The 22759-nt window shown below is 68.7% G+C and carries 25 protein-coding genes and 2 pseudogenes; 21 read left to right on the top strand and 6 right to left on the bottom strand.

Features of this window, described 5'->3' with window-relative positions:
* Nucleotides 1-57: 57 nt before the first annotated feature.
* The 3 genes and pseudogenes from AB0N06_RS17080 to AB0N06_RS17090 form a co-directional block, all read right to left on the bottom strand.
* The gene (locus AB0N06_RS17080) at nt 58-1269 is read right to left on the bottom strand and encodes a pyridoxal phosphate-dependent aminotransferase (RefSeq protein WP_358857871.1); all 1212 of its coding nucleotides are present in this window, start codon (nt 1267-1269) and stop codon (nt 58-60) included.
* Between the two features lie 214 nt (nt 1270-1483).
* Nucleotides 1484-2317, bottom strand: a complete 834-nt coding sequence (locus AB0N06_RS17085) for an arylamine N-acetyltransferase (protein WP_366135475.1) — start codon at nt 2315-2317, stop codon at nt 1484-1486.
* A 155-nt stretch (nt 2318-2472) separates the two neighbouring features.
* A pseudogene (locus tag AB0N06_RS17090) lies at nt 2473-2712 on the bottom strand (NAD(P)-dependent oxidoreductase); the annotation flags it as partial.
* A 51-nt stretch (nt 2713-2763) separates the two neighbouring features.
* On the opposite strand from AB0N06_RS17090, the gene AB0N06_RS17095 reads away from it, so the two are divergent.
* Nucleotides 2764-3651 (top strand): DUF3626 domain-containing protein, encoded by an 888-nt coding sequence (locus tag AB0N06_RS17095; RefSeq protein WP_366135476.1) that lies wholly within the window; start codon nt 2764-2766, stop codon nt 3649-3651.
* 98 nt (nt 3652-3749) lie between these two features.
* Here AB0N06_RS17095 and AB0N06_RS17100 read toward each other — a convergent pair whose 3' ends face one another.
* Nucleotides 3750-4115: a DUF1801 domain-containing protein gene (locus AB0N06_RS17100; protein ID WP_366135477.1), complete on the bottom strand. Its 366-nt coding sequence runs from the start codon at nt 4113-4115 to the stop codon at nt 3750-3752.
* 126 nt (nt 4116-4241) lie between these two features.
* Between AB0N06_RS17100 and AB0N06_RS17105 the strand changes: the two genes are divergently transcribed.
* Nucleotides 4242-5108: a serine protease gene (locus tag AB0N06_RS17105; protein WP_366135478.1), complete on the top strand. Its 867-nt coding sequence runs from the start codon at nt 4242-4244 to the stop codon at nt 5106-5108.
* A gap of 140 nt (nt 5109-5248) precedes the next feature.
* Here the strand turns inward: AB0N06_RS17105 and AB0N06_RS17110 are convergent, their stop codons facing one another.
* A complete protein-coding gene (locus AB0N06_RS17110) occupies nt 5249-6067 on the bottom strand; it encodes a TetR/AcrR family transcriptional regulator C-terminal domain-containing protein (RefSeq protein ID WP_366135479.1) in 819 nt (272 codons plus the stop codon).
* Between the two features lie 86 nt (nt 6068-6153).
* Between AB0N06_RS17110 and AB0N06_RS17115 the strand changes: the two genes are divergently transcribed.
* Both AB0N06_RS17115 and AB0N06_RS17120 read left to right on the top strand, forming a co-directional pair.
* Nucleotides 6154-6987 (top strand): siderophore-interacting protein, encoded by an 834-nt coding sequence (locus tag AB0N06_RS17115; RefSeq protein WP_366135480.1) that lies wholly within the window; start codon nt 6154-6156, stop codon nt 6985-6987.
* A complete protein-coding gene (locus tag AB0N06_RS17120) occupies nt 6984-7328 on the top strand; it encodes a hypothetical protein (protein WP_366135505.1) in 345 nt (114 codons plus the stop codon). The genes AB0N06_RS17115 and AB0N06_RS17120 overlap by 4 nt, the downstream gene beginning before the upstream one ends.
* Here the strand turns inward: AB0N06_RS17120 and AB0N06_RS17125 are convergent.
* The gene (locus tag AB0N06_RS17125) at nt 7307-8617 is read right to left on the bottom strand and encodes an alanine racemase (RefSeq protein ID WP_366135481.1); all 1311 of its coding nucleotides are present in this window, start codon (nt 8615-8617) and stop codon (nt 7307-7309) included. The two genes, AB0N06_RS17120 and AB0N06_RS17125, sit on opposite strands and share 22 nt — an antisense overlap.
* Before the next feature lie 275 nt (nt 8618-8892).
* Between AB0N06_RS17125 and AB0N06_RS17130 the strand changes: the two are divergent.
* From AB0N06_RS17130 to AB0N06_RS17210, 17 genes and pseudogenes are all read left to right on the top strand, one after another.
* A pseudogene (locus AB0N06_RS17130) lies at nt 8893-9144 on the top strand (hypothetical protein); the annotation flags it as partial.
* Nucleotides 9141-9899, top strand: a complete 759-nt coding sequence (locus AB0N06_RS17135; protein WP_366135482.1) for an IclR family transcriptional regulator — start codon at nt 9141-9143, stop codon at nt 9897-9899. The pseudogene AB0N06_RS17130 and the gene AB0N06_RS17135, both read left to right, overlap by 4 nt.
* Nucleotides 9900-9905: 6 nt before the next feature.
* A complete protein-coding gene (locus AB0N06_RS17140; RefSeq protein WP_366135483.1) occupies nt 9906-10316 on the top strand; it encodes a RidA family protein in 411 nt (136 codons plus the stop codon).
* A 736-nt stretch (nt 10317-11052) separates the two neighbouring features.
* Nucleotides 11053-11937: a hypothetical protein gene (locus AB0N06_RS17145; protein WP_366135484.1), complete on the top strand. Its 885-nt coding sequence runs from the start codon at nt 11053-11055 to the stop codon at nt 11935-11937.
* A gap of 221 nt (nt 11938-12158) precedes the next feature.
* Nucleotides 12159-12866, top strand: a complete 708-nt coding sequence (cpaB, locus tag AB0N06_RS17150) for a Flp pilus assembly protein CpaB (RefSeq protein ID WP_366135485.1) — start codon at nt 12159-12161, stop codon at nt 12864-12866.
* Between the two features lie 7 nt (nt 12867-12873).
* Nucleotides 12874-14160 (top strand): AAA family ATPase, encoded by a 1287-nt coding sequence (locus AB0N06_RS17155; protein ID WP_366135486.1) that lies wholly within the window; start codon nt 12874-12876, stop codon nt 14158-14160.
* A 3-nt stretch (nt 14161-14163) separates the two neighbouring features.
* Nucleotides 14164-14628, top strand: a complete 465-nt coding sequence (locus AB0N06_RS17160) for a TadE family protein (protein WP_366135487.1) — start codon at nt 14164-14166, stop codon at nt 14626-14628.
* A gap of 3 nt (nt 14629-14631) precedes the next feature.
* Nucleotides 14632-15024: a TadE/TadG family type IV pilus assembly protein gene (locus tag AB0N06_RS17165; RefSeq protein WP_366135488.1), complete on the top strand. Its 393-nt coding sequence runs from the start codon at nt 14632-14634 to the stop codon at nt 15022-15024.
* 67 nt (nt 15025-15091) lie between these two features.
* The gene (locus AB0N06_RS17170) at nt 15092-16429 is read left to right on the top strand and encodes a CpaF family protein (protein WP_366135489.1); all 1338 of its coding nucleotides are present in this window, start codon (nt 15092-15094) and stop codon (nt 16427-16429) included.
* 11 nt (nt 16430-16440) lie between these two features.
* Nucleotides 16441-17379, top strand: coding sequence for a type II secretion system F family protein (locus tag AB0N06_RS17175; protein ID WP_366135490.1), 939 nt, complete (start codon nt 16441-16443; stop codon nt 17377-17379).
* A 14-nt stretch (nt 17380-17393) separates the two neighbouring features.
* Complete coding sequence (locus AB0N06_RS17180) at nt 17394-18281, top strand: DUF5936 domain-containing protein (RefSeq protein WP_366135503.1); 888 nt, start codon at nt 17394-17396, stop codon at nt 18279-18281.
* Nucleotides 18282-18332: 51 nt separating this feature from the next.
* Entirely contained in the window at nt 18333-19649 is a 1317-nt protein-coding gene (locus AB0N06_RS17185) for a histidine kinase (protein ID WP_366135491.1), read from the top strand.
* A 50-nt stretch (nt 19650-19699) separates the two neighbouring features.
* Entirely contained in the window at nt 19700-20794 is a 1095-nt protein-coding gene (locus AB0N06_RS17190; RefSeq protein ID WP_366135492.1) for a response regulator transcription factor, read from the top strand.
* A gap of 221 nt (nt 20795-21015) precedes the next feature.
* Complete coding sequence (locus AB0N06_RS17195) at nt 21016-21246, top strand: hypothetical protein (RefSeq protein WP_366135493.1); 231 nt, start codon at nt 21016-21018, stop codon at nt 21244-21246.
* Nucleotides 21246-21857: a pilus assembly protein TadG-related protein gene (locus AB0N06_RS17200; protein ID WP_366135504.1), complete on the top strand. Its 612-nt coding sequence runs from the start codon at nt 21246-21248 to the stop codon at nt 21855-21857. Before AB0N06_RS17195 ends, AB0N06_RS17200 begins: the two co-directional genes overlap by 1 nt.
* 31 nt (nt 21858-21888) lie before the next feature.
* A complete protein-coding gene (locus tag AB0N06_RS17205; protein ID WP_366135494.1) occupies nt 21889-22503 on the top strand; it encodes a hypothetical protein in 615 nt (204 codons plus the stop codon).
* 60 nt (nt 22504-22563) lie between these two features.
* A partial coding sequence (locus AB0N06_RS17210) for an SDR family oxidoreductase (RefSeq protein WP_366135495.1) occupies nt 22564-22759 on the top strand: 196 nt, incomplete at its 3' end.

A 22759-nucleotide genomic window follows, 5' to 3' on the forward strand; every position in this document is an offset into this window, starting at 1 on the left:
GAGACCATCCTACATTGGATTCAGTCTAAAGTTGAGCGGTGTCGGGATCCGGCTGCCTCACGGCTGCCCGTACCCGTCCAGGAACGCGCCGATCCTGGTCACCGCATCCGCCAGATCCTTGGCCGACGGCAGCGTCACGATCCGGAAGTGATCGGGTTCCGGCCAGTTGAACCCCGTGCCCTGCACGACCATGATCTTCTCGGCCCGCAGCAGGTCGAGGACCATCTGCCGGTCGTCCTTGATCTTGTAGACCGCGGGGTCGAGCCGCGGGAAGAGGTACAGCGCCCCCTTCGGCTTCACGCAGGTGACGCCCGGGATCTGCGTCAGCAGGTCGTACGCGACGTCCCGCTGCTCCAGGATCCGCCCGCCCGGCAGCACCAGGTCGTCGATCGACTGCCGCCCGCCGAGCGCCGCGGCCACCGCGTGCTGCGACGGCATATTGGCGCACAGTCGCATATTGGCGAGGATCGTCAGCCCTTCGATGTACGAGGCGGCGTGCCCCTTCGGGCCGCAGACCGCCAGCCACCCGGACCGGTAACCCGCCACCCGGTAGTTCTTGGAGAGCCCGTTGAACGTGAGCACCAGCAGATCGGGCGCGATGGCCGCCGTCGGGGTGTGTGTCGCACCGTCGTACAGGATCCGGTCGTAGATCTCGTCGGAGCAGACCACCAGGTTGTGGCGGCGGGCGATCTCCGTCAGCCCGCGCAGCATCTCGTCGTCGTAGACCGCACCCGTCGGATTGTTCGGGTTGATGATCACGATCGCCTTGGTGCGGTCCGTGATCTTCCGCTCGATGTCGGCGAGGTCCGGCATCCAGTCGGCCTGCTCGTCGCACCGGTAGTGCACGGCGGTACCGCCGGCCAGCGACACGGAGGCGGTCCACAGCGGATAGTCCGGCGCGGGTACGAGCACCTCGTCGCCGTCGTCGAGCAGCGCCTGCATCGACATCTGGATCAGCTCGGAGACGCCGTTGCCCAGGTAGATGTCCTCGACGTCGAGGGGGATCCCCTTGGTCTGGTAGTGCTGCATCACCCCGCGGCGCGCGGACAGCAGCCCCTTCGCATCGCCGTAACCGTGCGCTCCGGAGAGGTTGCGCAGTATGTCTTCGAGAATCTCGGGCGGGCACTCGAACCCGAATGCCGCGGGGTTGCCGGTGTTCAGCTTGAGGATGCGGTGACCAGCTGTTTCCAGCCGCATCGCCTCCTCGAGCACGGGGCCCCGGATCTCGTAACAGACATTGGCGAGCTTCGTCGACTGGATCACCTGCATGCCAGCGAGGATACGGTGGTGTTTCGCCGGGTGCGCGGGGTTTGCCCGCAGGTTGACCCGCCCGGGGAACCCGGTTCGCCCGCCCGGTCTTCCATCGCCATGTACCCGTCGTCCCCGGCCGTGGGAACCCTGGCCGGGGACGGTGACGCGGCTTGGAATGGGTGTGTGGCGGGCCGGGGCGGGTGAGATGCGCCACGCGAAGGGGTCGCCGCCGTCACTCGGGCAGGCGCGTGCCGTCCGGGAGACGGATGCCGAAATCGTCCGCCAGGACCCGCAGTAGTTCGTCGCCGTCCGCCAGCTCCCGTTCCTTCTGCGTGCCGTCGGGCGCCGTCTTCGTGAGCTTCCGGCCGGACAGTGCCATGTGGCGGTCCGCAGTGGTGCGCTGGACGTACACCAGGTGCTGGAACGGGGAGCGCGGATTGGTCGCGATGTGCCAGTTGATGACCTCGTAGTCCGGCGCCTCGAACGGCTCCAGCGTGAACGCGTACTGGTCCTCCCACTCCCCGCCCGCGGGCTGCGTCTGCAGCTTCCACAGCGGCAGCGGGCCGTCGTGCGGTGCGTGGACGAGCCGGTGACGGCGCGGTGCGTCGTGCAGCTCCGCGTCTGCCACCAGCGCGATCGGCTCCAGCAGCGAGCTGCTCGCGCCGAAGCCGACATCGGCGAGATACGGAGTCGGCTCGCCCGGCACCTCGACCAGCATCAGCATGTGGGTGCGCGGCCGTACGTCCCCCGGCGCGGCCCCCAGCACCACGCGCGCGCAGAGCAGCCTCACCGTGAATCCGAGCTCGGCCAGCACGGCGGCGAAGAGGGTGTTGTGCTCGTAGCAGTACCCGCCGCGCTCACTGCGTACGAGCTTCGCCTGGAGGTCCGCGAGCGCCAGTGAGGGCGTACTGCCGAGCACGGGGTCGAGATTCTCGAACGGGATGCCCAGCGCATGGGCGCGGTGCACGGAACGCAGCACCTCCACGGTGGGGAGGCGCTCCCCGGTCCAGCCGATACGGGCGAAGTACGCGTCGAGGTCGAGAGTGCGGTCGTGGTCGGTCGTCATGGTCCGACCGTACGCAACCGGGGCGGCGGAGGCCTCCGACCAAGGGCGGATCCGCCTGGTACGGGGGCCCTGGTCCCCACCGCGGCGGCCGCTGAGGCGGCGGACCCGGGTGATCGGTAGGGCACGGACACCCGGGACCGCACGGTCGGCGGCGCTCAGCGCACCAGCAGGTCGATGACGCCCGTGGTGCCCTCCTCGCCGCCCCGCTCCGCTTCCATGAGGCGCCGCTCCATCAGCGCCAGGTAGGGGGTCAGCAGTTCGGCGCTGACCCCTTGTTCCTCGGCCGTGCGCAGCAGGGTCGCACTGGCCGCGACCTGCATGGCGAGGTTGGAGGCCACGCCCGCGCGGTAGTCGCCGCTCTCCAACTGGGCGGCAGTCGCGTGAGGGCTCGCCGCATACGCGCAATCCACGTGCGACGGCGGACCTTGTTCCGACAGACTTCGCTGGTGACAGCTGATCCCTCATCCGCCTCTGCCTCGTCGCGGGCGCGCGCCCTTGGACATGTCGCTTCCCTTTCCTCGGGGCGGCCGCTGGACCGGGCCCTGCCGCTCACGCTGAACTTCCATCCGGACCGGATGGCGGGCGGCCGTTCGGTTCTGGCCAAGCTGGCCGAGGACGGCGTCTACCACTCGCAGTTCGTCACCGGCACCAGCAATGGCGGACTGACCGCGCACCCCGGCGGCGACCGGTGGCGCTGGGAGAGCCGGATCTTCGGCGGTGCGTACGACGGCGTGCCCGGTGAACAGCGCCCGGTGTACGGGGCGTTGAACTTCCGGCGCAAGGAGGTCGGGGCGGCGCCACGGTTCGGCTCGGCGCACTTCCGGCTGACCGCCGAGGCGCTTTCGCGCACCACGTTCTGCTACCCGGACAGTGCCGCCGACCCCACGGACTTCGGCGTAGCGGACCGTATGCGGCTCATCGAACTGGCCGAGGCCGACAGCCAGGACGCGCTCAACGACTACATCGAGGCGCAGGTGCACGGGCCGGTGGTGCTCGACCGCCACGTGGAGGCCCTGGTCCTCGACCCGAGCCACCGCGGCACCGCCGTGGAGGAAGCCGCCCGCCGACTGCCGTGTGCCACCCAATGGCACGCCGGATTCAGGCTCTCCGTCGACGAGCTGCGCCGCCACGCGGACTACCGCGGACAGGAGTTCGTGGACCTCGGCGCGGAGATTGCGCAGGGCGGCGTGCTCGATCCGCGGGTCATCGGGGACGCGGCGCGGACGGGCCGTTACGAGACGCAGTCGCTGAAGATGGTCTGGCACTGCCTGGCCCGCTTCGGTGCACCGGTCGAGTCCCGGGCAGCGGCACAGGCACCCGCACCGGCCCGCTGAGAGAGGGCCCACCACCAGGATGGCCGGCCCCTGCGGGGCCCTGCCGGGGCCGTGTGGCGGCGGCGCCCCAACCGGCGCGCGGCTGACCGGCCGCCCCGTCAGCAGACCGTGCCCGGCCGGGCCGCGGTAGCCCTCAACAGGTCGCGCACCAGGTCGAAGTCGATGTTCTCCGGCTTGCGGAAGCGCAGGCAGCCCTTGCCCATGTCCTGTCCGGCCAGCCGCTCCTCGAATGCCGCGCGGACATCGGTGCGCAGCAGGTAGATGGAGACGTAGTTCTTCTGGCTCGCGAAGGCGATCTCGGTGACCCCGTCCCGTTCGTAGGCGGGCATCCCGTAGGCCATGATCTCGCTGAAGCCCTTGAGTTCCTGGCGGCACATCAACCGCAGTCTGACCAGGGCGTCCCGGCGCTCCTTCGGCACCTCGGCCAGGTATCCGTCGACGTCCTCCGCCTTGCTCTGCACCATGCGTACACCCTAAGCACTGTCCCGAGGCCGGGAAGGCGGTCTTGCCTCGGACTCGCACACCCCTAACAATGCGCATGACAAAACCGAAGGAACTTCGGTCACAGAGGTCATAGAGGGGACCCCCACATGAAGAAGCCTCTCCTCGGCGCGCTTTTCGCTGTTCTGCTCCTCGGAGCGGGAACGGCACCCGCTGTCGCGGCCACAAGCCACGACGCGGCCGCGCCGCAGAAGACGACACAGGCCCAGCAGATCACGGCCAAGGCGGTCGACTTCGCCGGTACGGTCGCGCTCAGCAACTGCTCGGGCTCCGTGGTCCGCACGGCCGCCTCGCTCCCGAGCGACCCGGCGCTCGTGCTCTCCAACGGGCACTGCCTGGAGACCGGCTTCCCCAGTCCGGGTGAGGTCGTCCTGGGCCGGAAGTCCACCCGCAGTTTCACCCTGCTGAACTCCGCGGGCAGCGGAGTCGGCACCCTGCGCGCCAGCAAGATCGCGTACGGGACGATGACCGACACCGACATATCGCTGTACCAACTCACCCGTACCTACGCCCAGATCGAGAGCACCTACGGCATCAAGGCGCTGGAGCTCAACGCCGCGCACCCGGTCCAGGGCACCGCGATCACGGTCGTCTCCGGCTATTGGAAGCGCACGTACAGCTGCAACATCGACGGTTTCGTCTACCGCATGAAGGAGGGCACGTGGACATGGAAGGACTCGGTCCGCTACACCTCCGCCTGCCAGACCATTGGCGGCACGTCCGGCTCCCCGGTGATCGACAACGCGACCGGCAAGGTCGTCGCCGTCAACAACACCGGTAACGAGGATGGGCTGCAGTGCACGGTCAACAATCCGTGCGAGGTCGACGAGAGCGGCAATGTGACGGTCCGCCAGGGCATCAACTACGCCCAGGAGACGTACGGCATCGTGCCGTGCATCGGCGCCGGCAGCCAGATCGACCTCAACCGGACCGGGTGCACCCTGCCCAAGCCGTAGAGGCCGCGCACATAGGTGGGGCGGCGTCGCGTGGTGCGAGTGGCGGGTTGTCGGGTCCTTTGTCACCGGCCGCCGGCGCAGGCGCCCGACCGCCTGACTGTCGCACACCCGTCCCCGCGCGCCGTGAGATCCCGCAGGTCTCACGGCGCGCTCGTGCGTCGCACCGCCGCCTCGATTCCGTCCAGCAGCACGCCGAGCCCGGCGGTGAACGTCTCGCGCGCCTGACGCTCCAAGTAGGGCACCGGGTCGTCGGCCGGTGGCGGCTCGGGTGCGCTCTCGCTCTCCAGGCGGCCGACGTCCGGGAAGCGGTCGGCGAAGTCCGGGGCCACCTCGCCGAGCAGCGCCGAGCGGGCGAACCACCACTCCTCGTCGGACTGGCCGGTCACCGCCGAGGCCAGCCGGGACTCGGCGACCGTCTGCGCCGAGCCGCGGACGAAGTGGAACAGTGTGCCGATCAGCCGCCGCAGCAGATGCGCGTCGAGCCCGGTCCCGTACAGGAGACGTACGAGGGTGTTGAGGGCGGCGTACTCGTGCGGGCCCAGCACCGGTCGGGCCTGGGAGACCTGGAGCACCCACGGGTGGCGGAGATGGAAGGCGAGGGTGTCCTCCGCCCAGCGCGTGAGGGAAGCACGCCAGTTGTCCGTGTCCGGGTAGTCGGACGGGAGTTCGGCATGCACCGCGTCGTACATCAGGTCCAGGAGCTCGCTCCTGCCGGGGACGTACGTGTAGAGGGCCATGGCCGTCCGGCCCAGCCGCTCGCCCACCGCGCGCATCGAGAGCGCCGCCATGCCGTCCTCGTCGGCGACGGCGACGGCGGCGCTCACGATCGCGTCCACGGTCAGTCCGGGCTTGGGCCCCGACCGGGCCGGTCCCGTTCCGCCCGGTGCCGGAGTGCTCTCCGTGCGCCACAGCAGGGCCATCGAACGGCGGGCGTCGCCCTGTCCCGCGTAGACCACCACTTGCGACTCCTTACGCCATAAAGTAACTTCGCCCAGGCGACTCTTTACGGCATAAGGTATCAGGGAGAAAGCAGGTGACCGATCCGATGAGTCAGTCGCTTCCGGTGTCGTACGTCCAGGTGGTGGGCGTGGAACGGATCACGCCGCGGATGGCGCGCGTCACCTTTACCGGAGATGTGCTGGCCGGCCTGATCGAGGAACGGCCGGATCAGCAGATGAAGCTCTGCTTCCCGAAGGGGCAGGGCGCGCCCGTCCTGCCGGAGCAGGACCCCGACGACACGTACGGGATGCGGTGGTACGAGGCGTACCTCGCGATCCCGGAGGCCGACCGGCCGTGGATGCGGAGCTTCACCGTCCGGGCGTACGACCGTGAGCGCAACGAGATGACCGTCGACTTCGTGCTCCACGGCGACACCGGACCCGCCTCCCGCTGGGGGTGGACCGCGCGGCCCGGGGACGTACTCGGCATGGTCGGCCCGTCCTCGGCGTACGCCCGGCCGCTGCCCGCCTCCGACTGGCTGCTGCTGGCCGGGGACGCGACAGCGCTCCCCGCGATCGGCACGCTGCTCGAAGCGCTGCCGGCCGGGATGCGCGCGGCGGCGTACGTGGCGGTCGCCGACGCGGGGGAGGAGCAGCGGCTCTCGTCCGCCGCCGAGGTGACCGTGCGCTGGGTGCACGCGGGCGAGGAGCTGACGGACGTGGTCCGGGCGGCGGAGCTGCCGGGCGAGGCGGGGGCGGGGGCCGCATGGCTCGCGGGGGAGGCGGGGACCGTACGGACGCTCCGTCGCCACCTGGTCGAGGAGCGCGGGATGCCCAGGCGGGCGGTGGAGTTCAGTGGCTACTGGCGGCGCAGGCTGACCCAGGACGACGCCCCGACCGAGGAGGACCTGGCCTGGGCGAAGGAGCGGGCGGAGGGGTGAGGAGGGGGCACCGTGAGCCGCGCACCGACCGGGACGACCGGACCGCCCGTCCTGCCGGCACCGAGGTCCGCCTGCCGTCCTCGATGACGAAGCGGCCGTCGATCAGGACGTGCGGGATGCCCACCGGCAGTGTGGGCGGCGCCTCGAAGGTCGAGCCCGCGGCGGCGGCGCGGATGACGAGATCCATGGTGTGCGGCCTCCGTGCCCGTGCTCTTTTCCTTCCCCGCCCCGTCCCGCAACCGGGGGCGCCGCCCCCGCACCCCCGCTCCTCGATCGCCGAAGGGGCTGGAGCGGAAATCGAGGACAACGCCCGCAGGGATCAGAAGAACGTGCGGATGTAGTCCGTGACCGTGCCGTCCGCCTCGACAAGCGGAATCAACTGCCACTTGTCGAACGACGTGCACGGGTGCGACAGCCCCATGCCGATCCAGTCCCCGACCTCCAGCTCCGCCCCGGCCTCGGTGCGCAGCCACGCGTGCTGGTCGGACAGCTTGGTGACGGTGATGCCGGTGGCGGCCCGCACCGAGCCGTCCCGCCCGGACCGCACGACCTGCGCCTGCGGAAGATCGAGGTCGTACGCCGCGTCCCGCTTGCCCGCGTTCACGAACGCCTGCTCGTCGGACGGCCGCGAGACGACCTGGGCCCAGAGGCGGAACGCGGGCTGCAGGGCGCCCTCCTCCGGGATCCGGTTGAACGGGGTGAGGTGCAGATAGTGCCCGTCGTCGTGTGAGACGTACGCCCCCGAACGCAGCAACTTGCATACGGAACGGGTGAGTTCGGGAATCTCCGCGAAGACGTCCGCGACCGTGTCGAACCAGGCGCTGCCGCCCGCGCTGATCACGATCCGGTCGTCGGCAGCCAGTGCGGCGAACCGGTCCGCCGCGTCGAAGTCGGCGGCCACCCGGACGAGCCGGTGCAGCCAGTCCCGGACCCGCTCGGTGGACGCGTCCGGCACCTCGCCCTCGTAACCGGCAACTCCGACCAGACGCAGCGTCTCCACCGCGGCCACCGCGTCGGCGACCGCCGCGCAGTCCGCCTCGGTGCGGGCACCCGTGCGGGCCCCCTCGCCGGCGCCGAGTTCCACGACCACGTCGACCCGACGTACCGCACCCGCGGCGCGCAGCGCTTCGTCCATCAGCTCGACGCCGCGCACCGAGTCGACGTAACAGATGAAGTGGAAGTCGGGGTCGGAGTCCAGCTCGCCTGCGAGCCAGCGCAGTGCGACCGCGTCCACGAGCTCGTTGGCGAGGAAGATCCGCTCGATGCCGTACGCGCGGTACACCCGGACCTGGTGCGGAACGGCGGCTGTGATGCCCCACGCGCCGTGCTCCAGCTGCCGGGCGAAGAGCTGCGGCGCCATGGACGTCTTGCCGTGCGGCGCGAACGCGAGGCCGTGACGTTCGGCGTACGTCTCCAGCAGCGCGAGGTTGTGCGCGACGGACTCGGCGGAGAGGGCGAGGACGGGCGTCGTGAAGCCGCCGGTGAAGAGGTTGCGGCGCTCGGCGGCGAGGGCGCCGACCGTGAGCCCGTCGGCGTCGGGCGGGAGCGCCTTGAAGCGGTGGTCGACGTGCTCGGCGGCGAGTTCGCGAAGCGTGTGGGGAGCTGTCGCGACGTCCTCGTCGGCGGCCATGGACCCTCCTCGAAATCTGTTCGTTGCACCATGTGCAACATCCATTGCGCATGTCGCTTGACGCTGTCTAACATCCGAGCCGACGCCGGGTCAATGGTGAGAGCCGGTGCGGAGCGCTGACCAGCGAGGAGCCCCGAGTGTCCGGACCCGCAGCCGCGGGGCGTGGAGCCGCCACCGCCGATGTCGTCTGCCTCGGTGAGTCCATGGTGACGTTCCTGCCCTCGCAGCCCGGCCGTCTCGCCGACGTCCCGTCCTTCGGGCGCGCGATCGGGGGCGCCGCCGGCTTCCTCCCCGCCACTCTCCGCGAACTCCCCGTCCGCGACCGCGTCCGCCACGGCCACCTCATGGCCGCCGCCGTCCTCGCCGTCCCCGGCGACCTCGCCGACCCGCCGGCCCGCGCCCACGCCGACGAACTCGTCGCTCTCGACGCCGCCTGGGGGAGACTTCGTCTCGGTCCCGGCTGGACGGCAGCCGGCCGCGCCGGCATCGACCGGAGCCCGGCTCCGCAGGAGGTACACCCGGCATGAGCCAGACCGTCGACCGAGCACTGAGCATCCTCCCGCTCCTCGCCGAGGGCCCAGCCGACCTCGGCCAGGTCGCCGACCGCCTCGGCGTCCACAAGTCCACCGCGCTCCGCCTGCTCCGTACGCTGCACGAACACGGTCTCGTCTACCGCCGGCAGGACCAGCGCTACCGCCTCGGAGCCCGTCTCTTCGCCCTCGCGCAGGAGGCCGTCGAGAACCTCGACATACGCGAGATCGCCCACCCCCACCTCGTCGAGCTCAACGCGCAGTGCGGGCACACCGTCCATCTCGCGGTGTACGAGGAGGGGGAAGTCCTCTACATCGACAAGGTCGAGAGCCGCTACGCCGTCCGGATGTACTCGCGGATCGGCAAGCCCGTCGCGATCACCGCCGCCGCCGTCGCCAAGCTGCTGCTCGCGGATCTGTCCGAGCCCGAGCGGCGGGCGATCGCCGAGAAGCTCGACTACCCCATGTACACGTCCCGTTCGGTCCCGGACGCCGGCGCCTTCCTCAAGGAGCTCGCCGTCGTCCGCGAACAGGGCTGGGCCACCGACCTCGGTGGCCACGAGGAGTCCATCAACTGCGTCGGAGCCCCGATCCGCGGCGCGGACGGCCGTGTCGTCGCCGCCCTGTCGGTCTCCGCACCCAATGTGGTGGTCACGGCCGAGGAACTCCTCACCCTGCTCCCGCTGGTGCGCCGCACCGCCGACACCATCAGCCGGGAGTGCTCCGGCACCAACCGACCCGAGAAAGCCTGAACCGCGATGACCGAGAAGACCGCCCTCACCCCCAGCACCCAGACCACGCCGCCCGCCAAGTTTTCGCACGGCGTGAAGAAGGGGAACATCCTCCAGGTCGCCGGCCAGGTCGGCTTCCTGCCCGCCGTCGAGGGCCGGACCCCCACCCCGGCCGGCCCGACGCTGCGCGAGCAGACCCTCCAGACGTTCGCCAACGTCAAGGCGATCCTGGAGGAGGGCGGCGCGAGCTGGGACGACGTGATGATGATGCGCGTCTACCTCACGGACGTGGACCACTTCGCGGAGATGAACGAGATCTACAACACGTACTTCGGCGAGCAGAACCTCAAGGAGGCCCCTGCCGCCCGTACGACGGTGTACGTCGGCCTCCCCCAGGGCCTGCTGATCGAGATCGACGCGCTCGCCGTCCTCGGCTGAACGATCCCCGACCGACCCGCTTGCCTCACCCCCACCACCGCGCCCCACGGCACGGCGCCCCGCATCGAGGGGGGCGCCGTGCCGAGCCCCACTGCTGGCGGACGCGCATCCTGCGCAGTGGTCAGATGGCCATGACCGGACGTCGTAGTGGGGGATCCGTAGACCGTGCCGTCGCAGCCGAGCATCGAACCACTCGTGTCCCATCGAGTTGTCAAGACCTCTGACGGCAGCAGCTGTGATCGGCGGGCTCGGCGGCCGTGGTGGGTGCGACGGAATCGTGAGGTCCAGTGGTCCGGACCGCTGTCGGCCGAAGTTGCCCGGAGGCAGCCTCCGTTGACACTTTCCGGTGATCTTTTCGCGCGCGGTTCGAGCTCTCTCGCGCGTGGGCGGGCCGAGATCGCCGGACAGTGACCGAGCCCCGCCTCCGGAGCCTGTCGTTGATCCGCGGAGATCCATTCTGACGTGCGCAAACGAATTCTGAGCGTGGGGAATCGGAACGGAATCCGGTAACCCTCCGCAGTGGTACGGAAATTAACGAGTCTCGGTTTCGTCCGATTTCGCACCAGCGTGATGCGTGCGAGTCGCCCCCGCACCGCGCACACCTTGTCGTACTGGCCTCCGAAAAGTGTTCACTGGCTGGTAGGACGTGGATAAAGTGCTGACGCAGAAGCACGGAGCAGGAGCGATTGCGGCCGTTGTCGTCACGGCAACGGCCGGAGCCGAACGGGGAACCAGCGTGCCGACCGCAATAACAGTGACCAGTGCTGATCTCGTGCTGCCGCCGACCGACCAGCAGACACCGACAGCCGCTTTACTCCGGGCTCCGGAAGACCAGACCATGGACCAGGCGATCGGTGACATGCATGTGCTGCTGGAGCAGCACGGGTATGTCGTCGCCATCTATGCGGCCAACCTGCCGATCGCCCATGAGCGCAGGATGCACTCCGTCAGATCGGTCCTGGAAAGTGACCGGATCGCCCTGCTCAAGGTGGATCTGCCACCCTTGGGCATCGCCGTACTGGTGCGTCAGTTGCGTCAGTTGTCGATCTGCGACTTCAGCCCGGGGGTGGTGGCATCCGCCGCCCGGCTGCTGCCCCACTACATCCACGCCGGCGCCCTGCTGAACTCCGTCACCAAACTGGACCGGGTTCCGGTCAGCCTGAAGACGCACGCCAAGTCCTGGGTCCCGGGCTCCCAGTTCGCCGTCCTCGCGGGCCCGAACCCGCAGCTCATCAAGGTCGGTCCGACCGTCAAACCTCTGGACGGGCCCGAATTCGCCACGGATCTGGTGGTCGCCAAGGGGCAGTCGCAGTCCGAATGGGTGCAGCAGACCTTGGCCCCTGCATGGAAGGTCCAGGCCATTCACGAGGCCGCCCTGCCTTCCGATTCCTCCGGCTGGTGGGGAACCGGAAAGCTGGTGGAATTCGCCGCTTACCTTCCGGACATCTCCGTGCTGTACCAACTTGTCGCATCGGTAAGGCGGGAGATCTGCCACTGGTGCGGAATGGAGCTCATCGGGGATCGTTGCGGATTCTGTACGTCACCGCTTCACGTCCCCGAGAACCGAATGCCTTCCAGCGGTGTCCTCAGTCAGGGGGCGCCTGCACCGCCGGGATGCTAGCGCTCCCGGATTCCTCCACAACCGCATATCTGCACGTACCGCTCCCCGACCACCGCTCCTGCGCCCCGCTCCCTGTCATATGCCGTCCCCATCGAGCTGAACACAAGGCTCATAGACAGGTCTACGCGCAGATACAGACGCAGATTCGGACATAAACCGAGTCACCGCACATCCTTCTGTCCGCTGCCCCACGCATCGATTCGAACGAGGTTGTCCGGCCCATGAACTCCCGCCAGCGCCGCGGCGTGATACTCCTGCTCCTGTCGGTCCTGTGCGCCTTCGGCGCCTTCGCCGGCGTGCTCTCGGTGATCAGCGACGTCAACTCGAAGGTCGGACCCGAGGTCTCCGCCTACCAGGTGAAGTCCAACGTCGCCCCCTACACGGCGCTGTCCTCCGGGCAGTTCAAAAAGATCACGATGCCGAAGCGCTGGCTCTCGACCAACGCCGTGACCGACCTCGCCGAGATCAACGGCAAGATAGCCGTCACCCAGCTGCGCGAGGGCTCGCTGCTCCAGTCGGACATGATGCAGAAGCGTCCCGAACTGCAGCCCGGTGAGCAGGAGATCGCCATCATGATCGACGCCGCGACCGGTGTCGCGGGCAAGATCACCCCCGGTGCGACGGTCAACGTCTATGCCACCTTCGCCGGGGAACGGGACGGCGCGCAGTCCCAGTCGAAGGTCATCGTCTCCAACGCCAAGGTCCTGGACGTCGGCAAGCTGACCGCCCTGGAACCGGGCCGGGACGCCAAGTCGAACATGGGCACCGAGGCCGTCCCGATCACCTTCGCGCTCAACACGCTCGACACCCAGCGCATCGCGTATGCCGAGTCCTTCGCGGAGCACGTACGCCTTGCGCTCGTCGCCTCCGGCAGCGACAGCACCATCCGCCCGGGCGACCGCACCTACACGCTCGACAAGGACAAGTGAGGATCGAATGACCACGAGGATCCTCCCGGCAGTCGGCGACGCCGACGCGGCCAGGTCCGTCACCACCCTGCTCAGCCAGCTCCCCGACGCCGAGCCAGGGGCTCCCGTCGGCGACTCGACGCAGCTGATCGACACCCTCGCCCGGCTCGCGGGCGAGTCGATCGACGAACTGCCCGAGGTCGTGCTGGTCCATGAGCGGATCGGCCCGGTGCCGGCTCTGGAACTGATCCGGGAGGTCTCGCTGCGCTTCCCCGCCATCGGGGTCGTGCTGATCACCGCCGACGCCAGCTCCAGCCTGTTCGCCGCGGCGATGGAGTCCGGCGCACGCGGCCTGGTCACCCTTCCGCTGAGTTACGAGGAACTGGTCAGCAGGGTCCAGTCCGCCGGCCAGTGGTCGGTCGGCGTACGCCGCCACCTCGGCACCGGCGGAGATGTCTTCACCGGTCCCGGCGGCACGGTCGTCACGGTCAGCGGCGCCAAGGGCGGTGTGGGCGCCACCGTCACCGCGGTCCAGCTCGCCCTGGCCGCCCAGGCGTCGGGCCGTACGGTCGCCCTCGTCGACATGGACCTCCAGGCCGGCGACATCGCCTCGTACCTCGATGTGCAGTTCCGGCGCTCCGTCGTCGACCTGGCGGCGATCACCGACATCTCTCCCCGCGTCCTGTCCGACGCCGTGTTCAGCCACAGCTCCGGCCTCGCCCTGCTGCTGGCGCCCGGCGACGGCGAACGCGGCGAGGAGGTCAGCGACCGGTCGGCCCGCCAGATCGTCAGCGCCCTGCGGTCGCGGTACGAGGTCGTGGTCATCGACTGCGGCAGCCAGCTCCAGGGCGCGAGCGCGGCGGCCATCGAAATGGCGGACACGGCGCTGCTGGTCACCACCCCGGACGTGATCGCGGTGCGCGGCGCGAAGCGCACCGTACGGATGTGGGACCGGCTGCAGATCCGCAAGGCGGAGGAGACGCTCACCCTCGTCAACCGGTTCATCCGCAACACCGAGATCCAGCCCCCGCTGATCGAGAAGATCACCGGGACCCGGATGGCGAACACGGCCGTCCCCGCGAACTTCAAGGAGCTCCAGGGCGCCGTCGACGCGGGGCGGATGCATGAACTCGATGCCAAGAGCACGGTGAAGCAGGCGCTGTGGGGCCTGGCCGGAGAGCTGGGGATCGTCAAGGTCCCCGAAAACGCGGACAAGCGCGGCAAGTTCAAGAACGACCGGGGCTCGATCGGACGCCCGCGCCGATGGCGCGACGGTGACACCGGGGGCCGTGCGACGACCGAGGAGGCACGTTGAGCCATGACGACCACCGAAATGAACGGCCCCGGAATACGGGAGACGCGAGAGGTACGGGGAGGGCGTTACGGCGCGCCTGTCCGCGAGGGGATCAGCGGGAGGCGCACGCGTGATCGTGGCCAGACCGCGATCGAGTTCCTGGGCGTGACGCCGCTGATCATCCTGCTGATGCTCGTGCTGTGGCAGTGCGCGCTGATCGGCTACACCTTCTCCCTGGCGGGGAACGCGGCGGACGAGGCGGCGCACAAGGGGGCCATCTCGCAGGGTCTGCGGTTCAAGGAGTGCCGGGACGCTGCCGAGGAGCACCTGCCGGAGGCTTGGCGGGACGGCTTGAGGTCGTCGAAGTGCCGTGCCAAGTCCGGCCTGTACACGGCCGAGGTCAAGCTGCAGGTGCCGGTCCTGGTGCCCGGCATCCTCAACTGGAAGTTCCCGGTCACCGGCTATGCGGCCGCGCCGCTGGAGGGCTGAGCGATGAGCATGCGCACGCACACACCCGGCCGGACGGCCGCTGTCACCACTCGCCGTGAGTGCGGCCAGGTCGCCATCGAGTATCTGGGCTTCATCCCCCTGCTGCTCCTGGTCGGCCTCCTCGCGATTCAGGCGGGCCTCGCCGCGTACGCCGCCAACCAGGCGGGCACCGGGGCCCGCACGGGAGCCCGTATGGCCAGCATGTCTTCAGGCGGCTGCGACGAGCAGGCGGCCAAGGACGCGATGAGCGGCTGGACCGCCGACCGGGCCGAGGTCTACGGGCCCTCCTCCTTCGACGAGGTCACCTGCACGGTCAGCGTCGACGTGCCCGACATCATCCCGGGCGTCCATATCTGGGGCCGGGCCGAACGCAGTTCCACGATGCCCCGCACCTGACCCGCGGCGCACCGCACCGCTGTCTCAGCGGCGGATCACCAAGCAAGTGGGAACGAGGAGTTACGGAATGAGTCTGCGGGCACGCATGACCGCCCCCGAGAAGAACAGCGGGGCGAGGGAGGACGGCCACATGGTCGCCACCTACCGCGCCAAGCTGCTCGAAGAGATCGACCTGGCGGAGATGTCCTCGCTCGCCGCGGCCGACCGGCGGGCTCGGCTGGAGCGCGTCCTCAGCCACATCATCAGCCGTGAGGGCCCGGTCCTCTCGACCGTCGAGCGCACGCAACTGATCCGCCGGGTCGTCGACGAGGCTCTCGGCCTCGGCATCCTGGAACCGCTCCTCGAAGACGCGTCCATCACGGAAATCATGGTGAACGGCCCTGACCAGATCTTCGTCGAGCGCAGCGGCAAGGTCGAGCAGCTCCCGATGCGCTTCGGTTCGCACGAGCAGCTGATGCAGACCATCGAGCGCATCGTGTCGACCGTCAACCGCCGGGTCGACGAGTCGAATCCGATGGTCGACGCCCGCCTGCCCAGCGGCGAGCGTGTCAATGTGATCATCCCGCCGCTCTCGCTGTCCGGTGCGACGCTCACCATCCGACGCTTCCCGCGGGCCTTCACGCTCCAGGAGATGATCAGCATCGGCTCGCTCGACGAGCAGATGCTGATCCTGCTCTCCGGGCTCGTCCAGGCCAAGCTCAACGTCATCGTCTCCGGCGCCACCGGCACGGGCAAGACGACCCTGCTCAACGCGCTCTCCGGGCTCATCCCGGACAGCGAGCGCATCGTCACCATCGAGGACTCCGCCGAGCTCCAGCTTCAGCAGAGCCACGTGATCCGGCTGGAGTCCCGTCCGGCGAACGTCGAGGGGAAGGGCCAGATCACCATCCGTGATCTGGTCCGCAACTCCCTGCGTATGCGCCCCGACCGGATCGTCGTCGGTGAGGTCCGTGGCGGCGAATCGCTCGACATGCTCCAGGCGATGTCGACCGGTCACGACGGCTCGCTCGCCACCGTCCACGCCAACAACGCCGAGGACGCGCTCATGCGTCTGCAGACCCTGGCCTCGATGTCCGAGATCAAGATCCCGTTCGAGGCACTGCACGACCAGATCAACAGCGCCGTCGATGTCATCGTCCAGCTCACCCGGCACGCCGACGGCTCCCGCAAGGTCACCGAGATCGCCGTCCTCGACTCGCACGGCCGCGACCCCTACCGCATCGTGACCGTCGCCCGGTTCAACGCCCAGCCGATGGCCGCCGACGGGCGGATCTACGGCGAGTTCCAGTACCTCCCGATCCCGCGCAAGATTGCCGACCGTCTCTACATGGCCAGCCAGCCCATCCCGCAGGCCTTCGGAGTCGCCGCGTCCGCCGAACAGCTCGCCACCCGAGAGGCCAACTAGGTACCTGTGCCATGACAAATCTTCCTCTTCTCACGATCGGCGTCACGCTGCTCTGCGGCGTGACGGGCGTCATGGGCCTGCACGCCTACACCGGCGGGAAGGCCGACCAGGAAGCGCTGGTCGACCGGCTGTCGCACACCGGCCAGATCCCCGAGGCGGGGCGCCACCGTCGCTTCCGGGGTGTCGACCGCAGGCTGCGCAAGACCGGTCTGGGCCGCAAGCTCGAACTGAAGCTGGCCGCCACCGGGCTCGACATCACGCCGGGCGAATTCTTCATCTACGCGCTCGCCGCCATGGCCGGACTCTGGATGATCGCCTCGTCGATCCTCGCCAGCTTCTTCGGCCCGGTCGCGGCCCTCATCGGGCTTTGGGGCACCAACGCCTTCCTGAACTGGCAGCGGACCAAACGCACGGAGCGCTTCATCAACCAGCTTCCCGAGCTCGCCCGCATCCTCGCCAACGCCACCCAGGCCGGACTCGCCCTCCGTACGTCCATCAGCATGGCGGCGGACGAGATGGAGGACCCGGCGGGCGAGGAACTGGCCCGGGTCGCCCGCCGCCTCGCCGTCGGCGAATCCCTCGACGACGCGCTGAGCGAACTGACCGACCGGCTGCCGTCGCGCGAACTCGTCGTCCTCGTGACGACGCTCGTCCTCTCCAACCGGGCGGGCGGTACGGTCGTCAGCTCCCTGCGCAACCTCACCGAGACGCTGGAGGAGCGCAAGGAGACCCGGCGCGAGGTCAAGACCCAGCTGTCCCAGGTGACCGTCACCGCCTACGCCGTCCCCGTCTTCGGCCTGGGCGCCATGCTCCTGATGAACGCCGTGATGCCCGGCGCACTCGACCGCATGACCGGCGCCCTCATCGGCCAGGTCGCGGTGATCGTCGCCATCGTCCTGTACGCGATCGGATTCATCGTGATCCGTCGCCTGTCCCGAATCGACGTCTGATGGGCGGGGCGAACATGGGCCTGCTGCTCGCAGGCGTCGTAGGACTCGCGGTGTTCGGAGCCATTGCCGGTATCCGCATGTACCGGGCGGACGCCAAACTGCCCGGTGACCTCGCGATCGCCCTGGAGGTCGGTGCCACCCGCACCAACGCGATGGGTTCCGGCATCGACCGGATGGGCATGCGCTGGGCCCCCATGGTGCTGCGGATGATGGGCCCCAAGGCGGTCAACAAGAAGCGCCGCCAGATCGACATGGCGGGCAACCCGGGCGGTCTGACCATTGACCGTTACGCCGCCCGTCGCTTCGTCTACGGCGCCCTCGGCGCGTTCGGCGCGCTCACGATGTTGATGCGCGGGCAGCTTTTCCTCGCCATTGTGCTGATCGCCTTCGGCCTGTTCTGGTCCGAGGTCGGCATCCTGGCGGCGGTTCGCGTCCGCAGGGACCACATCGACCGGACGCTCCCCGACTTTCTCGACGTCCTCGCCGTCGTCGTCTCCGCGGGCCTTGGCTTCCGTCAGGCGCTCGGCCGCGTCGCGGAGAAGTACGAGGGTCCCTGGGCCGACGAACTCCGCATCACCCTGCGCCAGATGGACATGGGAGTGAGCCGCCGCGAGGCGTTCGAGCAGCTGCGCAAGCGCAACGACTCGGAACAGGTCGCGATGTTCGTGACCACGCTCCAGCAGGGTGAGGAGCTTGGTGCGCCGATCGTCGAGACGCTGATCCAGATCGCCAACGACATGCGGCGCACGGATGCCCAGAACGCCCGCCGGAAGGCGGCCAGGGCCGTTCCCAAGGCGACCTTCGCGGTCACCACCTTCCTGCTCCCCGGAACCCTGGTGTTGCTGACGGTCGGCTTCGTCTACGGAGCCAATGTCGACTTCGGCTTCCTCACGGGCGGATGACATGGACGGTGGAGCCGATGAGCACGATCTACCGGAGGAGGTGACAAGCACATGTCGTTCCCACTCGGCAGCGCGCAGGCGGGACTGAATGCGGAGGTGCGTCAAGCGATCGCCGACCCCGGGCCGCGCCCGGCGTTCGCGATCCAGCTCAACGCGCTCCAGGCGATGTGCCGGCAGGTCTTCGGCTTCCGGCTCGCGATGATTGCCATAGCTACACCGTTCGCGATCGACCACACCGCACCGGGACCAGCCACCTGGTTGATCGGCGCGGCGATCCTCATCACCTTCATGGGCTCGTACGTCCTCTTCCGCGACTGGGAGCGCTTCGGTCCCGTCCTGCTCCGCCACCCCTGGCTGCTCGGCATAGACGCACTGTTCGGCGCCCTGCTGCTGATCACCGCCACGCCCGAGTCCACCCTCGCGTACGTCACCGTCTGCACCCCGCTGCTGGCCGGACTCGTCTACGGCTGGCGGGGCGCGGCAGTCTTCGCGGCCCTTCAGACGGTGATCGTCTTCGGCGTGTACGCCACCGACCCGAAGCTGGAGTCCGCCGACGCGACGGCGTTACTCCTCCCCGGCTTCTGCGTGATCGCGGGCGCCGTCGGGGTCACGCTGCGCAATCTGCTCCTGCGCTTCGGCACCGCCAGCCAGGCGCTCACCGAGACCAGGGCACGGCTCGCGGTGAACGAGGCGGTGGAGGGCGAGCGCACCCGGCTCGCCCGGGAGATGCACGACTCGGTGGCCAAGACCCTGCACGGTCTGGCGCTGGCCGCGGACGGTCTGGCCAGCTCCTCCGACCGGATGGATCCGCTCACCGTCAAGCACCAGGCCGAACTAGTCGCCCGCTCCGCCCGCCGGGCTGCGGCGGAATCGCGGGAACTCCTCTCCGACCTGCGCCGCGAGTCCGGACTCGACGGGGGAGTGGACGTCGTCAGCGAGCTCCGTGCCCGCGCGGATGACTTCACCCGCCGCCACGGACTCACGGCCACCTTCCGGATGCTCAACGAGGCCCCCGTCCCGTCCGTGCCGCAGGTGGTCGCCCGCCAGCTGCTCACGGTCGCCTCCGAAGCGATGGAGAACGCCCATCGCCATGCGCACCCCACCTATCTCGTCGTGCTCGCAGGCGTGAAGGGCGATGTCCTGCGCGTCAGCGTGTACGACGACGGGCGCGGCCTGCCCCCGGGCACGACGCTCGACGACCTCAGGCGCGCCGGTCACTTCGGTCTCGTCGGCATGGTCGAACGCGCCGCTTCGATCGGCGCCCGTATCCGCATCGGCAGGGGCAAGGCGGTCAAGGGCACCGAAGTACGCCTCGAACTCCCGGTGGCCGCGCTCGTCGCCGTCCCGGAAGCACAGCAAGTGAACTGACCCGTTCCACCCACCCCCACCCCCCATAAATCCTGAGAGGAGGTCGCAGAATGCCGGACGATGTCTCCCGCGCGTCGGGCCAGAACTGGGCGGCACAGAACCACACCTCCCAGCACACGTCCTCGCACCTCACCCCGCTCAACTCGGAGCTCAGCTCCTCCGGGTTCTCCGTCCCCCAGCAGCCCGCGGCATCCGAGGTCACACCTCCCTTCCCCGCAGCCCCGCCCCTGGCTCTCCCCAGCCCCCTGCGGGTCGTCGTCGCCGACGACAACCCCGTGGTCCGGGCCGGCCTGGGCGTGCTGCTCTCCGGCCGTGAAGACATCGAAGTCGTGGCGGAGGCCACGGACGGCCGCCAGGCCTACGACATGGCCGTGCAGCACCGCCCGGACGTCGTCCTGCTCGACGTCCGCATGCCGGGTGTCGACGGCATCTCGGCCCTGCCCCACCTCGTACGGGTGGCCCCAGTCATGATGCTGACCTACAGCCGCGAGAGCGAGATCGTCCACGAGGCGCTGCGGCTGGGCGCCGGTGGCTATCTGGTGCACGGCGAGTTCACGGCGGACCAACTGGTGCAGGCGGTACGGGACACCAAGAGCGGCCGCGCCCACTTCACCGCGACCGCGGCGAACGCGCTCCTGGCCCATATGCGGCAGGGAACGGGACCCCAGGGGCAACCCCTTCCGGAAGGGCTGGGCACGGCGCTGACCACGGGCGTTCCCTACCCGGGGCCCGGATACGACGGACACCCGGCGAACGTGATGCAGCAGAACGGTGCGCAAGCACATGGTTCCGGACCCGAAATGGTTCCACCTGCGCCGCAACCGGCCCGAACCGCTCAGGGTCTTTCGCATCTGCAACCGGTTGTGGCACAGTCGTCACTGACCGGGACGCCGGGATCGGCGCCCAACAGGCGGCAGTACGGTCTGAGTTCGCGGGAGGTGGAGGTCATGGAACTGATCGCGTCCGGCATGAGCAATCAGCAGATCGCCGCCACCTGCTTCATCAGCGAGAAGACGGTCAAGAACCACATCAACCGCATCTTCACCAAGCTCCACAGCGGCAGCCGCAGCGAGGCGATCGCCCGCTGGCTCGGTACGGCCCCGGCGGGTGGGTCCGGCGCACGGGGGACTGGTGGCCGTGGCTGAGGCGAAGGTCCTGACATCGGACAGCGGTGCCGGACGCGGGACCCAACTCCCCTTTTGGGCCCGGGAATGGGCCCTGGGACCCTCCGGCGGGCAGGGTGTGCGGCCGTATGTTTCTCATGTCGCCAGCGGCACCGGCCAGGAGGAAGCCGGTACCGCGGGCGGCACCAGAGAAACGTGCGAGTCGGCCGGCTACCGGTCGGCCGAACCGGGAGGGGAACACCATGTCGGACATCACCCTGAAGGCCGCCGTGCGCGTCAACGGCTGGGCCAACACCGCCGTCAGCAAGATCCAGAAGCGTTACGAGGCCAAGGACCGTGGCCAGACGGCCTTCGAGTACCTGGGCATCATCCTCGTGGTCGTGGCGATCATCGGGGCGATCGTGGCTACGGGTATCGGTGGCGCGATCAGCCAGAGGATCCGGACCCTGGTGGACAGCATCACCGCTCAGTGATGATTGGTCGTTCACGCAACGATGCAGGGCAGGCCTTCCCCATCTATGTAGTGATGGTGGCGGGTCTGCTCTTCCTCGTGTTCGCATTCTTTGCCGTCGGTAAGGCTGCTGCCTTGCGTAATGGGGCCCAGGGCGCGGCGGACGCCGCCGCGCTGGCTGCTGCGCAAAAGACTCGTGAGGATTTTGAGGCTCCATTCCTCGCCTCGCTTCCTGAGGACACGCTGGAACTGTTCCTACAGGGCCACGCGGTTACCGGATGCCCTGCGGCTCAGGCACTTGCCGCAGCGAATCAGGCTGACGTCTTCGGCACCGGCTGCCAGTGGATACCTGGCGGCTATCGAGACCGGATCACAGTTGAGGTCAAGGGCCGCAAACCGGTCAACTCATCTGTGATTTCCGGTTCGGAGAAGACGTTCGCCAAGGCCAAGGCCACTGCCGTTGTCGAGTTCCGTTGTCCCGGATGGAAGTCCGTGGATCTCAACCACGACAGCATCCGGGACGTGTTCTTCTTCCATTGCGACGGCAAGCTGCTCGAAATCAGGCCGAGCAGCCCCCCGCCCTGGTCCGAGGTGAGCAAGATTCTCTACGACGTGCACCTGGTCGACAATTGACAGCGAACGACGAGTAAAGGAATCAGAACCCATGAGCATTCGGCGCACCACCAAGTCCCGAAGGGTAGCGGCAGCTGTCTTGCTGACAGCGGCATTGGCCCTGGCTGTCACCGGGTGCGGTGCTGACGACGGTGGCGGAAAGACGAAGGACACGGGTTCTGAGTCGTCCCCCACGCCTTCCAAGTCCTCTGATGGGGACAAGGGTGCAAAGCAGGAGGACACCGCCGCCGGGGACAATGTGGACCCGAATGTGAAGCTCGCCGAGGCTAAGGGAGACGGGCTGACGCTTGTCGTCAATCAAGTGAAGCGAGACTCTGGAGGGTTCGTCACCGTTCAGGCGCAGATCAAGAACGAGAGTGACCAGACGCGCAATACCAGTGCATGGGCAGGCTTGGAGAGCGCGATCTCCTCCAAGAATCCGAACTCTGTCGCTGGTGCCACGCTGGTGGATAAAGCCGGGAAGAAGCGCTACTACGTACTGCGTGACACGGAGAATCGGTGCCTTTGCACCACAAGCATCCCTCCTTTGCTGGCAGGCAAGACGATTCCAGTTTTCATGCAGTTCCCGGCGCCACCGAGTACGACAACCGAGGTTGACTTCACCCTGCCGTCGTTCGCGACGACTTCCCTGAAGATCTCAGAGTGACGGCTGACATGACCTACACCCGAACTCGGATGAAGCCAATCGGCTTCGCCGGACTCTCTGTTGCGTCAGCCATGGTGGTGGCCACTGCCATGTTGTTCGGGTCGTCGTCGGCGTCCCGCTCGATGTCCTCGGCCGGTCCCGATCGGGCCGGCTCGGAAGCACGTCGTCAACATGACCCGCGCCATGGCCATCGACCACGGCCCCGACAACATCCGCGTGAACTGCGTCTGCCCCGGTGACACGGCGACCGGGATGC

It is taken from the genome of Streptomyces sp. NPDC051020, from assembly GCF_040683105.1.
Classification (GTDB): Bacteria; Actinomycetota; Actinomycetes; order Streptomycetales; family Streptomycetaceae; genus Streptomyces.